Genomic DNA, 14,284 nt, shown 5'->3' on the forward strand with positions numbered 1-14,284 from the left:
CCCTTCACGCGGCGACGTAGCCGGTCTTCACGATCGTGAAGAACTCGGCGGCGTGGCGGCCCTGCTCGCGCGGGCCGTAGCTGGATCCCTTGCGGCCGCCGAAGGGGACGTGGAAGTCGACGCCGGCGGTCGGCAGGTTGACCATCACCATGCCGGCCTCGGCGTTGCGCCGGAAATGGCTGGCGTGCTTGAGGCTGGTGGTGCAGATGCCGGCGGACAGGCCGAACGGCGTGTCGTTGGCGACGGCAAGCGCCTCGTCGTAGCCGGCCACCGCGATCACCGTGGCGACCGGGCCGAAGATCTCCTCGCGGCAGACGCGCATGGTGTTGGCGCAGCCGGTGAAGAGGGCCGGCTGCAGGTAGTGGCCGGGGGTGGAGCGTTGCAGCCGGGCCCCGCCGAAGGCGAGGACCGCACCCTCCTGCCGGCCCAGCTCGATGTAGCCGAGGTCCTGCTCGAGCTGGATCTCGTCGACCACCGGGCCGATGTGGGTGCCGTCCTTGAGCGCGTGGTCGACCACCAGCCCGTCGAGGCGCCTGGTCAGCGCGTCGACGAAGGCGTCGTGGATGCCGCGGGCGACGATGAGGCGCGAGGACGCGGTGCAGCGCTGGCCGGTGGAGAAGAAGGCGCCGTTGACCGCGCACTCCACGGCGGTGGCGAGGTCGGCGTCGTCCAGCACCACCAGCGGATTCTTGCCGCCCATCTCCAGCTGCATGCGGCGCATGTGGCGGGCGCACGCCGCCGCCACCCGCCGCCCGGTGGCGACCGAGCCGGTGAAGGTCACGGCGTCCACCGCCGGGTCCTCCAGCAGCGCCTCGCCGACCTCGCGGCCCGACCCCATGACCAGGTTGAGCACGCCCGCCGGCAGCCCGGCGCGGTGCAGGATGTCGGCCAGTTCCCAGGCGCAGCCGGGCACCAGCTCCGCCGGCTTCAGCACCACGGTGTTGCCGTGGCACAGCGCCGGCGCCAGCTTCCAGGCGGGAATGGCGATGGGGAAGTTCCACGGGGTGATGGCGGCGACCACGCCGACCGGCTCGCGGGTCACCTCCACGCTCACCCCGGGGCGCACGGAGGGCACCAGATCGCCCGTCAGGCGCAGCGCCTCGCCGGCGAAGAAGTCGAAGATCTGCGCGGCGCGCCCCGCCTCGGCCACCCCCTCGGCCAGGGTCTTGCCCTCCTCGCGGGCCAGCAGCCGGCCCAGCTCGTCGCGGCGCCGGGCGATCTCGTCGGCGGCGGCCCGGAGGACGCCGTGGCGCTGCAGGGGGCCGGAGCGCGACCAGGCGGGGAAGGCGGCGCGCGCCGCGGCCACGGCGGTGCGGGCGTCCTCGGCGCTGGCGCGGGCGTAGAGGCCGACCACCTCGTCGGTGTCCGACGGGTTGCGGTTGGGCCGGCCGTCGTCGCCGACCCAGGCGCCGTCGATCAGGTTGCGGTGCAGGTCCACGGGCGGTTCTCCTTGTTCAGGCGCGTTCACAGCACCCGCACGGCGACGGCGCTGCCGTCGGGCTGCGGGGCCTGGACCAGCGGGTTGCGCAGGGGCAGGCCGAAATCGGGCGCGTCGATCTCGAAGACGTCGCCCGGCTCGGCCCGCACCCCGTCGGCGAAGGAGATGGTGGCGGTGCCGAACATGTGGACGTGGACGTCGCCCGGCTGGCGGAACAGCGCGTACTTGAAATGGTGATGCTCCAGATTGGCGATGGTGTGGGACATGTTGGCCTCGCCCGACAGGAACGGCCGCTCCCACAGCACCGCCCCGCCGCGCCGCACCCGCGAGGCGCCGCGGATGTCGTGGGGCAGGGGACCAACCAGGATCTCCGGGCCGTAGGCGCAGGGCCTGAGCTTGGAATGGGCGAGGTAGAGGTAGTTGGCGCGCTCCATCACGTGGTCGGAGAACTCGTTGGCCAGCGCGAAGCCGACCCGCACCGGGGTGCCGTCGCCGGCGACCACGTAGAGCCCGGCGATCTCCGGCTCCTCCCCGCCGTCCTCGGCGAAGCCCGGGGAGAGCAGCGGCGCCCCGGGAGCGGCGACGGCGTGGCCGTTGCCCTTGTAGAACCATTCGGGCTGCACCCCGACCCGGCCGGCCGCCGGCTTGCCGCCGGTCAGCCCCATCTGGAACATCCGCATGCTGTCGGAGACCGCCGCCTCGGGGGTGACGGTGGCCTGGTGCATGGCGTCGCGCGCCGCCGCGGAGCCGAGATGGGTGAGGCCGGTGCCGGTGAGGTGGAGATGCGCCGGGTCGGGGTGGGTGAGCGGTGGCAGCATCCGCTCCTCCTCGTAGGCCCGGGCGAGGTCGACCGCCTCGTCGAAGCCCAGCGCGGCGATCCGCTGGGCCAGCGTGGCGCCGGCGCCGGCGGCGTCGAGGGCCAGGGCGTACACGCTGGCGGCGCCGCGCACCAGATAGGCTTCGTGGCCGTCGCGCGCGACCACCCGGGTGCGGCCGTCCTCGCCGCGGATCTGCGAAACGAACATGGAAAAGGTCCTTTCCAGTGGGATGGCCTCACGCGCGCGACTTCGAGGTGACGTCGAAAATGACGGCGGCCAGCAGCACCAGCCCCTTGATGAGCTGCTGCCAGTCGATGCCGATGCCGAGGATGGACATGCCGTTGTTGGTGACGCCCATGATGAAGGCGCCGACCACCGCCCCCATGATGGTGCCGACTCCGCCCGACATGGAGGCGCCGCCGATGAACACCGCGGCGATCACGTCCAGCTCGAAGCCCAGCCCCGCCTTGGGGGTCGCGGTGTTGAGGCGGGCGGCGAAGACCAGCCCGGCGAGGGCGGCCAGGAAGCCCATGTTGACGAAGGTGAGGAAGGTCAGGCGCTCGGTCGGGATGCCCGACAGGCGGGCCGCCTTCTCGTTGCCGCCGATGGCGTAGATGCGCCGGCCCACCGTGGTCCGCCCGGTGGCGAAGCCGTAGACGGCGATCAGCAGGGCCATGACGATCAGCACGTTGGGCAGGCCGCGGTAGGCCGCCATCAGCCAGGCCAGATAGACGATGGCGGCGGCGATCAGGCCGTGCTTGGCGGCGAAGACCGCCAGCGGCTCGTCGGCGGTGCCGTGGTGGCGGTCGCGCGCCCGGCCGCGCAGGGCCATCACCACCATGGCCGCCGCCAGGGCCGCCCCGACCACCAGGCAGAACAGGTTGAAGCCCTCCATTCCCGGCAGGGCGTCGCCCAGCAGGTCGGGCACGAAGCCCGAGGACAGCAGCCGGAACGCCTCGGGGAAGGGCCCGACGGACTGGCCCTGCAGCAGGGCCAGCGACAGCCCCTTGAAGACCAGCATGCCGGCCAGGGTGACGATGAAGGAGGGGATGCGGAAATAGGCGACCCAGTAGCCCTGGGCGGCGCCGATGGCACAGCCCGCCAGGAGGCAGAGCGCGCCCGCCAGCAGGAAGGGGATGCCGAACCGCACCATCAGCACCGCGGCCAGCGCGCCGATGAATCCCATCACCGAGCCGACGGAGAGGTCGATGTGGCCGGACACCACCACCAGCAGCATGCCCAGCGCCATGATGACGATGTAGCTGTTCTGGAGCACCAGGTTGGTGAGGTTGATCGGCTTCAGCAGGATGCCGTCGGTGGTCACCTGGAAGAACGCCATGATCACCAGCAGCGCGATCAGGATGCTGTACTCGCGCAGATGGCCGTGGATGAAGCCGACGCAGGCCGCGGCGGTGGAGCGCGCCGGCAGGCGGCTGTCCTGGAGCGAGGCCATGGGGTCACCCGTTCCGAGCGAGGATCATGTGCATGATGGTCTCCTGGGTCGCCCCGGCCGCCGGCAGCGCGCCGACGATGCGCCCCTCGTTCATGACGTAGATGCGGTCGCACATGCCCAGCAGCTCCGGCATCTCCGAGGAGATCATCAGGATGCCGGTGCCGGCGGCGGCGAGGTCGTTGACGATCTTGTAGATCTCGTACTTGGCGCCGACGTCGATGCCGCGGGTCGGCTCGTCCAGCACCAGCACCTTGGGGTCGGCGAACAGGGCGCGCGACAGCACCACCTTCTGCTGGTTGCCGCCCGACAGGGTGCCGGTGACCTGCTCGACGCTCGGGCTCTTGATCGCCATGCGGCGGCGGAAGCCGTTGGCCACCGCCAGCTCCTTGTGGTCGTCGACGATCAGGCCGGTGGCGATGCCGGGAAGGTTGGAGAGCGGGATGTTGCGGCGGATCGATTCGTCCAGCAGCAGGCCGTAGTGCTTGCGGTCCTCGGTGACGTAGCACAGCCCGGCGTCGATGGCGGCGCGCGGGCTGGCGGCGCGCACCGGCTGCCCGGCGATGCGCATCTCGCCAGCCAGGTAGCGGCCGTAGCTGCGCCCGAACAGGCTCATGGCCAGCTCGGTGCGGCCCGCCCCCATGAGGCCGGCGATGCCCACCACCTCGCCGCGGCGCACCGTCAGGTCGGCGTGGTCGACCACCAGGCGGTCGCCCTGGGTCGGGTGGCGCACAGTCCAGCCGCGGACCTCCAGCACCGGGTCGCCGATGGCGGCGGCGCGGGGCGGGAAGCGGTCGGTCAGCGGCCGGCCCACCATGTCGCGCACGATGTCGGCCTCGGCGACGGTGCGGCCGTCGCAGTCCATGGTGCGCACGCAGGCGCCGTCGCGCAGCACGGTGATGCGGTCGGCGACCCGGGCCACCTCGTTCAGCTTGTGGGAGATGAGGATCGCGGCGATGCCGCGGGCCTTCAGGTGCAGCAGCAGCTCCAGCAGCGCGTCGCTGTCGGTCTCGTTGAGGCTCGACGTCGGCTCGTCGAGGATCAGCAGGCGGACCTCCTTGGCCAGCGCCTTGGCGATCTCGACCAGCTGCTGCTTGCCCATGCTGAGGCGCCCGGCCGGGGTGCGCGGCGATTCCGCGAGCCCGACCCGGCCCAGCAGGGCGCGGGTGCGGGCGTGGGTCTCGTGCCAGTCGATGACCCCGGCGGTGGCCCGCTCGTTGCCCAGGAAGATGTTCTCGGCGATCGACAGCAGGGGGATCAGCGCCAGTTCCTGGTGGATGATGATGATGCCGAGCCGTTCGGAGTCCCGGATCGAGCGGATGGTGCGCTCGGCGCCGTCGAAGACGATGGCGCCGTCGTAGCTGCCGTGGGGGTAGACACCGGAGAGGATCTTCATCAGCGTCGACTTGCCGGCGCCGTTCTCGCCGACCACGGCGTGGATCTCGCCGGCGGCGACCCGCAGCGACACGTCCGACAGCGCCGTCACGCCGGGGAAGGTCTTGGTGATGCCGCGCATCTCGAGCAGGGGAGGCATGGCCGGATCTCCGCCGATGGCTGTCCTCCCGGCCCCCGGTCCCGGGGCGGGAAAGGGGGCCGGGCCGTTCCGCCTCACGGCTGGATCTGGTCCCGGGTGTAGTAGCCGGAACCGACCAGCACCTTCTCCCAGTTCGAGGCGTCCACCGGAACCGGCTTCAGCAGGTAGGACGGCACCACCTTGACCCCGTTGTCGTAGGTCTTGGTGTCGTTGACCTGCGGCGCGGAACCCTTGAGCAGGGCGTCGACCATGGACACGGTCACCTTGGCCAGCTCCCGGGTGTCCTTGAAGACGGTGGAGTGCTGCTCCCCCGCCAGGATCGACTTGACCGAGGGGATCTCGGCGTCCTGGCCGGTGATGATGGGCATCGCGAGATCGCCCGAGCCGTAGCCCACCCCCTTGACCGAGGAGAGGATGCCGATGGACAGCCCGTCGTAGGGGGAGAGCACGCCGTGCAGGCGGCGGTCGCCGCCGTAATGGGCGCTCAGCAGGTTGTCCATGCGGGCCTGGGCGACCGCGCCGTCCCAGCGCAGGGTGCCCACCCGGTCCATGCCCGTCTGGCCCGAGGGGATCGCCACCTCGCCCTTGTCGATGGCCGGCTGCAGCACCGACATGGCGCCGTCGTAGAAGAAATAGGCGTTGTTGTCGTCGGGCGAGCCGCCGAACAGCTCAATGTTGTAGGGGCCGGGGCCGCGGCCGCGCAGGCCCGCCAGAAGGGATTCCGCCTGCTGCACGCCGACCTGGAAATTGTCGAACGTGGCGTAATAGTCGACGTTGCCGCTGCCGCGGATCAGCCGGTCGTAGGCGATCACCTTGATGCCGCCGTCGGCCGCGGTCTGCAGCGCCTGGGACAGGGTGGTGCCGTCGATGGCGGCGATGACCAGCACGTTCACGCCCTTGACGATCATGTTCTCGATCTGGGCGAGCTGGTTGGGGATGTCGTCCTCGGCGTATTGCAGGTCGGTGGTGTAGCCGGCGTCCTGGAAGTACCGGACCATGCTCTCGCCGTCGGAGATCCAGCGGGCCGACGACTTGGTCGGCATGGCGATGCCGACGTAGCCCTGGTCGGCGGCGGCGGCCTGCGACGGCAGGGTTGCGGTCAGCGCGCCGGCGCACAGCACGGCGGTGGCCATGGCCAGCGCGGCCACGGCGGTCTTGGCGATCTTCACGGGCTCCTCCCTGGGGATGGGGCGCCGTTGGGCCGGCGCCCGGTTCTTTCCTGACGGGCGCAGGATCGATCCTTGCCATATGACTGTCAAATCAGTAGATCTGAACATCACATACCAGGATCGTTATAACTGCGAACAATGGACGCCGGGATGGACGCTGCTGCCGACAGCCCTTTCCTGCGCCGCGGGCTCAAGATCGGCCATCTGCGCCTGCTCGCCGCGCTGGCCCACACCGGCCAGATGAGCGCCGCCGCCGCGGCCCTGGGGGTGTCGCAGCCCGCCGCCTCGCGGCTGGCGGCGGAGGCCGAGCGGATCGCCGGGGTCAAGCTCTACGAGCGCACCAGCCGCGGCATCGTGCTGACGGTGTGCGGCGCGGCCTTCGCGCGGCGGGTCCGCCGGGTGATGGACGAGATCGGCCAGGCCGAGCGCGAGCTGGCGGAGATCGCCGCCGGGCGTGGCGGCACGGTCAACGTGGGCGCGGTGACCGGCCCGGCGGTGGAGCACATGCTGCCGGCGATCCGCGCCGCCCGGCTGTCGCATCCCGGCATCGCCGTCAACATGGAGGTGGCGACCAGCGACGTGCTGGTGGAAAAGCTGCTGGACGGCAGCCTCGACTTCGCCCTGGCGCGCCGGCCGCGCCACCTCGGCCCGTCGCTGTTCCGCGAGCGGGTGCTGGCGCCGGAGCCGGTCAGCCTGGTGGCGCGCACCGGCCATCCGCTGCTGCGCCGCGCCAGCCTGGGCCTGGAGGAGACGGTGGAGTACGACTGGGTGCTGCCGCTGGAGGGCACCTTGCTGCGCACCACCCTGGAGGCGCTGCTGGTGGCCCGCGGCGTGCCGCTGCCGCGCAAGGTGCTGAACACCTCGTCGATCCTGCTGACCCTGGTGATGGTCAACCAGACCAACGCGGTCGCCCCGATGGCCCGCTCCGTCGCCGCCTTCTTCGGCTCCTTCGCCGCCGCCGCCGGGCCGGTGCAGGCGCTGGCCCTGGCCGAGCGGCTGGAGGTCGAGCCCTACGCCCTGCTGCTCGACGCCGCCCGCCGGCTGACCCCGGCGGCCGCGGTGCTGCACGAGCTTGTGTCAAGGCAGCTTGACGCCCGGGCGGCGCCGGCGGGGGCGTGAGGAGGCGTCCGCTCAGCCCCTGCGGTCGGCGAACACCGCCTTGTCGATGGTGGCGTGCACCCCGAAATTGCCGTCGGCCACCTGGGTGACGCCGAAATCCACGGCGAGCGACATCAGGCTGACCGCCTCGTCCTCGTCCAGCCCGTAGACGTCGATCAGGAACCGCCGGGTCTGGCGGAAGGCGTTGCGCAGCGCCAGGTCGACGGTGGAGCGGCGGTAGACCTCGGTCTGGGCGTGGCGGCCGAGGTCGCGCAGGTAGTTCTCGAAGCTGAAGCTCTGGATCACCCACTGGGTCGGCGTCTCGATCAGCGGCGCGCGCAGGCCGCGCAGGTGGGCGGCGGCGGCACCCGGCTTGTGCAGGCGCAGGCGCACGTCGCCGGTCAGCGAGCATTCCAGGCCGGTGCCGTTGATCTCGCCGTCGGCCTGGGCGAAGTGGCCGTCGCCGATCGACAGCAGCGCCCCCTCCACCGAGACCGGCAGGTAGAGGCGGGCCCCCTTGCCGGCGCGCCAGTTGTCGATGTTGCCGCCGAAATAGCCGGGCGGGATGCTGTCCACCAGGTCGGCCTCGCGCGGGGCCACCCCGACGAAGCCGAAATGCGGCCGGGCCGGGATGCGGGCGCCGGCCAGCACGCCGTCGACCCGGGCGACGGTGGCGTGGTCGACGACGACGCCGGGATAGTCCATGCGGGCGTGCACCACGCCGAAGGGGTCGGTCTGCGGCGTCCAGCGGTAGCTGTAGAGGGCGCGGGCGTGGTCGGGATCGGCCAGGTCGATCTCGAAGATGGTCACGACCTCGCGCTCCGGCGCCCCCAGCAGGGTGTCGCCGTACTGGTAGCCCCACCAGGCCGCGGCGTTGCTGGCGAAGGCCTTGCCCGGGAACGCCGGGTTGGCGCAGGGGCGGGGCTGGATGTCGAGGATCTCCACCTCCAGCACGTCGCCGGGCTCGGCGTCGCGGACGAAGATGGGGCCGGTGCAGATGTGCACGCCGAACCCCTCGCCGGCGCCGCGGCCGAACACCCGGCCGTCCATCGGCCCGGCGCCGCGGCGGTCGACCGCCTTGCGTTCGCGCGTCCAGGCGAAGACGCTCTCCGCCGCCGCGTCGCCGGCGATCATCCGGGCGTGGTCGTCGCCGCCGTGCTGGGTCAGCGTCTCGACCCGCACCACCGCACCCGAGGGGACGCGCAGCACCGGCGGCAGGTGGCGGCTGAGATAGCCCCAGTGCACCGTCTCCGGGCACACCGGCAGGTAGTGGTGGCCGTCCGGCACCGCCGGCCGTTCGGGCACCGGGGCCGGGCCGCCGCAGGGCGCGGCGAGGACGCCGCCGCGCGGCCGCGCGCCGCCGGTGTCGGCCGCCTTGCGGGCGCCGGGGTGGCCGCGCAGCGGGTAGGCGGTGAACACCGGCCCGGCCGAGCGCGCGGCGCGCGGCGGCACCCCGTAGGCGGCGCTGAAGGAGCGGCTGAAATGGGCCTGGTGGGTGAAGCCCCAGCGCAGGGCGATGGCGGCGACGCCCTCGTGGGCGTGGTTGGGGTCCTGGAGGTCGGTCTTGCAGCGGTCGAGCCGGCGCTGGCGCAGATACGACGAGAAGCTCTCGTCGCGCCGCTCGAACAGGCGCTGGAGGTAGCGCACGGACATGCCGACCTGGGCGGCGACGTCGGCCAGCGCCAGCTCGGGTTCCGCCAGGCGGCCCTCGATGCAGGCGGCGACGCGCCGGAAATGGGCGGACTGGACCTCGGTCATCGTCCCGTCCGGCGCCTTCAGCTCCGACAGCAGCGCGCTGACCACCAGCTCGGCGACCGCCGCCTCCGCGGCGCCCAGGCAGGCCTGCTCCACCGCCTCGGCGTTGCCGGCGAGCACCCGCAGCAGCGCCTTGGCGCCCTGCGCCGCCACGGTGCCGCCCAGCACCAGGGGCAAGGCGACGCGGTTGCGGCCGAGGCGCGGTTCCACCGCGGCCCGCGGCAGTTCCAGCAGCACCGCGTGGAAGTCCTGGCGCCAGCCGATCCGCCAGGACTGGCCCAGGTCGAGCACGGCGAGGTCGCCGTCGGCGAACTCCGGCGCGCGGCCGCCGGCGTGCAGGCTGCCGCGTCCCTTGAGCGCCAGCATGAGCAGGAAGGGGGAGGCGTCCGCCCCGCCGCCCGCGGCGGCGGGGCGCGGGCCGAGGCGCTGCGGCGGCCCGGAGACCAGGGCGAGGCAGGCGCCGCTGGCCGAGGGGGTCAGGCGGATGGTGCCGGACACGTCGCGCCCGTCGGTGTCGCGGGCGGTGAGGCAGAGGTCCTCCAGCGCCGCGTCCCACGCGGCGCGCCGGTCGGCGCTGGGCACGGTGTCGACGTCGAGATGCCGGGCGGACATGGGCGTCACCTCTCGTGCGGGGCGGTCGGCGATCATCCTAAGCCTATTCGCAGCGGCGCATTTGACGCAATGCGAACAAACTCTTGATCCTGGCCGACGGGGGGCCGCCGCGACGGGTCAGCGCGATGCGGGCAAGGTGTTGGGACACATGGGAAAATCCGCTGTCCGGTGGCGCGGGGGAGGCGGTCCGGCGTGCCGCCAGGGCGGTTGCCGCGCCGCCTTGGGTCGGCCGATAGTCGTCGGGCACCCAGCCCATTCCCCCTTCCGACGGAGGCTCGACCATGTGCCGTGGCGACGATGTGACCTGCCCGGATTTCGCGGCCCACCACAAGGCGTTCAAGGAGGACATCGACGTCGAACGCCGCGGCTTCCTGCGCAGCGGCGTGTACGCGACCGGCGGGCTGGCGGCGCTGGCCGGCGGCGGCCTCAGCGTGGTGACGCCGGGCCTGGCCCGGGCGTCGACGGCGCGCCAGCCGCTCCAGCGCACCCACCACCACCTGCCGGCGACCGCCGACACCGTGCATTGGGGCTATTTCAGCAAGACCCTGAAGCCGCAGGTCGAGGTCGACAGCGGCGACTACGTCACCATCGAGACGCTGACCCACCACGCCGGCGACGACCTGGAGCGCATGGTGCAGGGCGACCCCGGGGCCGAGAGCGTCTATCTCTGGACCAAGGACAAGAAGGGCGTCGACCGGCGCGGCGCCGGGCCGACCGACCCGACGGTCTACAAGAAGGGCTCCGGCGAGGGCATGGGCGTGCACATCATGACCGGCCCGGTCTACGTGCGCGGCGCCGAGCCCGGCGACGTGCTGGAGGTGCGCATCCTCGACTGCGCGCCGCGGCCCTGCGCCAACCCGCCCTTCGCCGGCAAGGCCTTCGGTTCCAACGCCGCGGCCAACTGGGGCTTCCACTACAACGACATGCTGGACGGCGCCAAGCGCGAGGTGGTGACCATCTACGAGGTCGACGCCAGCGGCGGCCGGAGCTGGGCGGAGGCGGTCTACAGCTTCAAGTGGGTGCCGCAGACCGACCCGTTCGGGGTCGAGCACGCGACCATCGACTACCCCGGCGTGCCGGTGGACCACAGCCTGACCAGCCGCAACTTCGACGTCCTGAAGGGCGTGCGGGTGCCGATCCGCCCCCATTTCGGCACGCTGGGGCTGGCCCCGGCGGAGGCCGAGTTCGTCGACACCGTGCCGCCCAGCTACACCGGGGGCAACATCGACAACTGGCGCATCGGCAAGGGTGCCACCCTCTACTACCCGGTCGCGGTGGACGGGGCGCTGCTCTCGGTGGGCGACCCCCACGCCTCCCAGGGCGACAGCGAGCTGTGCGGCACCGCCATCGAGTGCTCGCTGACCGGCACCTTCCAGCTGATCCTGCACAAGAAGGCCGACCTCGCCGGGACGCCGCTGGAGGAGGTGGACTATCCGCTGCTGGAAACCCAGACCGACTGGCTGGTGCACGGCTTCTCCTTCGCCAACTACCTGAAGGAGCTGGGGCCGGACGCCCAGAGTGCCATCTACGGCAAGTCGTCGGTCGACCTGGCGATGCGCGACGCCTTCCGCAAGATGCGCCACTTCCTGATGACGGCGAAGGGGTTGACCGAGGACGAGGCGGTGTCGCTGCTGTCGATCGGCGTCGATTTCGGCATCACCCAGGTGGTCGACGGCAATTGGGGCGTCCACGCCATCATCAAGAAGGACATCTTCTCCGGCCGCGGCTGACGCGGCGGTTCTCCGCCCCCCGGCCCCGGGGGGCGGAGGACGCGCGCTCGGCACCGCCGCCGTCTTCCCGCCGCCCCCGTCATCCGCTGCCGCTGGCGGCGAACCACGCCATGCCCGCGGCCGCGCAGGCGGCCAGCACCGGGATCATGCCCACCTTGAAGCGGAACACCGCCAGCAGGGCGCCCACGGTCAGCGCCAGCGACGGCAGGTCGATCGATGCCGGAGCGGGGAGATCGAGCGCCACCGGCCCGAACCGCACCTCGGTCACCGCGCCGAACAGGACGTGCAGCGCGAACCAGAGCGCCAGGTTGAGAATCACCCCGACCACCGCGGCGGTGATCGCCGACAGGGCGCCGCCCACCGCCCGGTTGCCGCGCAGCGCCTCGGCGAACGGAGCGCCGAGGAAGATCCACAGGAAGCAGGGCGTGAAGGTGACCCAGGTCGTCAGCAGCCCGCCCAGCGTGCCGGCGAGCATCGGCGGCAGCGCCCCGGGCTCCCGGAACGCGGCCATGAAACCGACGAACTGGGTCACCATGATCAGCGGGCCCGGTGTGGTCTCGGCCATGCCCAGGCCGTCGAGCATCTCGCCGGGCCGCAGCCAGCCATAGGTCTCCACCGCCTGCTGCGCCACGTAGGCCAGCACCGCGTAGGCACCGCCGAAGGTGACCACGGCCATCTTCGAGAAGAACACGGCGATGTCGGTGAAGACGTCGCCCGGCCCGAACACCAGCAGCAGCGCCGCCACGGGCGCGATCCACAGGGCCAGGAAGATGCCGGCGACCCGCAGCGACCAGCCCGGCGTCGGGCGGGCGTGGGGCGGCATGGCCTCGCCCAGCAGGCTGTCGGCGTCGGCGAGGCTCGCCCCGCCGGACGCGCCGTGCCCGCCGCCGGCCAGGAAGGCGGGCATCCCCGCCCGCCCGCCGCTGAAGCCGATCAGCCCGGCCACCAGGATGATCACGGGGAACGGCACGTCCAGGGCGAAGATCGCGACGAACGCGGCGGCGGCGAGGCCGAGCATCACCGGGTTCCGCAACGCCCGCCGGCCGATGCGCACCACCGCCTGGAGGACGACGGCCAGCACCGCCGCCTTGAGGCCGAAGAACAGGCCCTGCACGAGGCCGACGTTGCCGAGTGCCGCGTAGACCCAGCTGAGCGCCATGATCGCCACGGCGCCCGGCAGCACGAACAGGACGCCGGCGATCAGGCCGCCCGGCGTGCGGTGCATCAGCCAGCCGATGTAGACGGCCAACTGCTGGGCCTCCGGGCCGGGCAGCAGCATGCAGTAGTTCAGCGCGTGGAGGAACCGCCCCTCGCCGATCCAGCGCTTTTCGTCGACCAGGATGCGGTGCATCACGGCGATCTGGCCGGCCGGGCCGCCGAAGCTCAGCGCCGCGATCCGCGCCCACACCCAGGTGGCCTCGCCGAGGCTCACACCGTGCCCGTCGCTGCCGGTGTCGCGCACCGGGCTGTCCGCAGCCGCATCCGTCCGGGCCATCGCGCTCTCCTCAGTCATGCGCCGCGTGGAAGTATTCGTAGAGGTCGTCGAAGACCGCGCCGCCGCGCTCCAGCCGCCGCAGGTCGTCGTCCGTCGCCGCCGCGATCCCGGCGACGAGCGTCCTGACCCCCGCCGCCTCCTCGCGCCCGAACTTGCCGTCCTTGAGGTCGATGTCGTGGACGATCTCGGCGATCGCCGAGAGCGCCGGATCCGGCCGCCAGAGCTTGGCCAGCAGCACCTCGAAGGTGCAGCGGTCGCCCTCGTGGGTGTATTCGGCCTCGAACATGTCGAAGCGGATCGCCTCGGGCTCCGGCACGGACCCGGTGTCCGCGACGAAGGCGAACCGGGCGGCCGGGTCGATGAACCGGCGGATCAGCCACGCCGAGGCGATGCGGTCGACGTGGACCCCCCGTCGCGTCACCCAGGTCCGGGCGTGCGGTGTCTCCACGGGGATCGGCACCGCCCGCGCCGCGCCATCGTCCTCCGCCGCCGCCGCCGGGGCCGCCACCAGCCGCCGCTCGACGGCGGACAGCAGCCCTTCGGCCGCCTCGTGTCCATGGGCCCCGAAGAAATCGATCGCCACGATGTCGGCGAGGCGCCGCCGCAGCCGGGCCGCCTGCGTCCGGAGCTCCGCGGGGCGGCCGCGCCATCCCGCGGGATCGGCCTCCACCGCGTCGGCGATCGCCCGGACCTCGGCGGCGAGGGCGTCGTAGTCGGCGTCCCGGGCGCTGTCGAATAGCGCCCTGATCTCCAGGTCGCTGAGGCCGTCGACGGCCCGCGCCTCGAACACCGCGGCCTCGCCGCCGCCCTCCTGGATCTCCCGCAGCAGCCACCGGAAATCCTCGCGCGATTCGCTGGTCGACGGCAGGGCATAGAGCGACGCCTTGATCGCCACCGCCCCGAGCCCCTGGAGCCGGCGCCAGATCTTGACGCGGAAATAGGCCGGCTTGGGCGGCAACTGGTGCGCCAGGAGGAGCCAGTCCGACGGGGGTTCGGGAGCCTGGGACAGCGTCATGCGGCAACTGTATCTTTGGCGATGGAATGATGCAACAGCTGTATCATATCCCGGCGGGCGCCGCATCAGGGCCGCGTGAGCGATAAGTTGCAGAACGGATTGTTCGTGCTCTTGCGTTTCAAATAATCATACAATATGCTTATTGCTGCCTCGGCGATCGCACCAACGGC

General features: G+C 72.2%; 10 protein-coding genes. 2 read left to right on the plus strand and 8 right to left on the minus strand.

All coding sequences use genetic code 11. The features are described 5' to 3' along the window. Positions 1-4: 4 nt before the first annotated feature. From AC6H2I_RS22420 to chvE, 5 genes are all read right to left on the minus strand, one after another. Positions 5-1,438, minus strand: a complete 1,434-nt coding sequence (locus AC6H2I_RS22420) for an aldehyde dehydrogenase family protein (protein WP_497502945.1) — start codon at positions 1,436-1,438, stop codon at positions 5-7. A gap of 26 nt (positions 1,439-1,464) precedes the next feature. Continuing rightward, positions 1,465-2,463 (minus strand): AraD1 family protein, encoded by a 999-nt coding sequence (araD1, locus tag AC6H2I_RS22425; RefSeq protein WP_497502946.1) that lies wholly within the window; start codon positions 2,461-2,463, stop codon positions 1,465-1,467. 28 nt (positions 2,464-2,491) lie between these two features. Further along, positions 2,492-3,709 carry a multiple monosaccharide ABC transporter permease gene (mmsB, locus tag AC6H2I_RS22430; RefSeq protein ID WP_497502947.1) on the minus strand — a complete coding sequence of 406 codons (1,218 nt, stop codon included), beginning with the start codon at positions 3,707-3,709 and terminating at the stop codon, positions 2,492-2,494. Between the two features lie 4 nt (positions 3,710-3,713). Further along, positions 3,714-5,240, minus strand: coding sequence for a multiple monosaccharide ABC transporter ATP-binding protein (mmsA, locus tag AC6H2I_RS22435; protein WP_497502948.1), 1,527 nt, complete (start codon positions 5,238-5,240; stop codon positions 3,714-3,716). 74 nt (positions 5,241-5,314) lie between these two features. Continuing rightward, positions 5,315-6,409: a multiple monosaccharide ABC transporter substrate-binding protein gene (chvE, locus tag AC6H2I_RS22440; RefSeq protein ID WP_497502950.1), complete on the minus strand. Its 1,095-nt coding sequence runs from the start codon at positions 6,407-6,409 to the stop codon at positions 5,315-5,317. Between the two features lie 150 nt (positions 6,410-6,559). Between chvE and AC6H2I_RS22445 the strand changes: the two genes are divergently transcribed. After that, positions 6,560-7,528, plus strand: coding sequence for a LysR family transcriptional regulator (locus AC6H2I_RS22445; protein WP_497502951.1), 969 nt, complete (start codon positions 6,560-6,562; stop codon positions 7,526-7,528). Positions 7,529-7,540: 12 nt separating this feature from the next. On the opposite strand, the gene AC6H2I_RS22450 is transcribed toward AC6H2I_RS22445, so the two are convergent. After that, positions 7,541-9,874: an acetamidase/formamidase family protein gene (locus tag AC6H2I_RS22450; protein ID WP_497502952.1), complete on the minus strand. Its 2,334-nt coding sequence runs from the start codon at positions 9,872-9,874 to the stop codon at positions 7,541-7,543. A 281-nt stretch (positions 9,875-10,155) separates the two neighbouring features. Between AC6H2I_RS22450 and AC6H2I_RS22455 the strand changes: the two genes are divergently transcribed. Beyond that, positions 10,156-11,604 carry an acetamidase/formamidase family protein gene (locus tag AC6H2I_RS22455; protein WP_497502953.1) on the plus strand — a complete coding sequence of 483 codons (1,449 nt, stop codon included), beginning with the start codon at positions 10,156-10,158 and terminating at the stop codon, positions 11,602-11,604. 79 nt (positions 11,605-11,683) lie between these two features. Here the strand turns inward: AC6H2I_RS22455 and chrA are convergent, their stop codons facing one another. Both chrA and AC6H2I_RS22465 read right to left on the minus strand, forming a co-directional pair. Then, a complete protein-coding gene (gene chrA / locus AC6H2I_RS22460) occupies positions 11,684-13,099 on the minus strand; it encodes a chromate efflux transporter (protein WP_497502954.1) in 1,416 nt (471 codons plus the stop codon). Between the two features lie 10 nt (positions 13,100-13,109). Then, positions 13,110-14,114 (minus strand): chromate resistance protein ChrB domain-containing protein, encoded by a 1,005-nt coding sequence (locus AC6H2I_RS22465; RefSeq protein ID WP_497502955.1) that lies wholly within the window; start codon positions 14,112-14,114, stop codon positions 13,110-13,112. Positions 14,115-14,284 lie beyond the last annotated feature (170 nt).

This window comes from Azospirillum sp. NS33 (assembly GCF_059703765.1).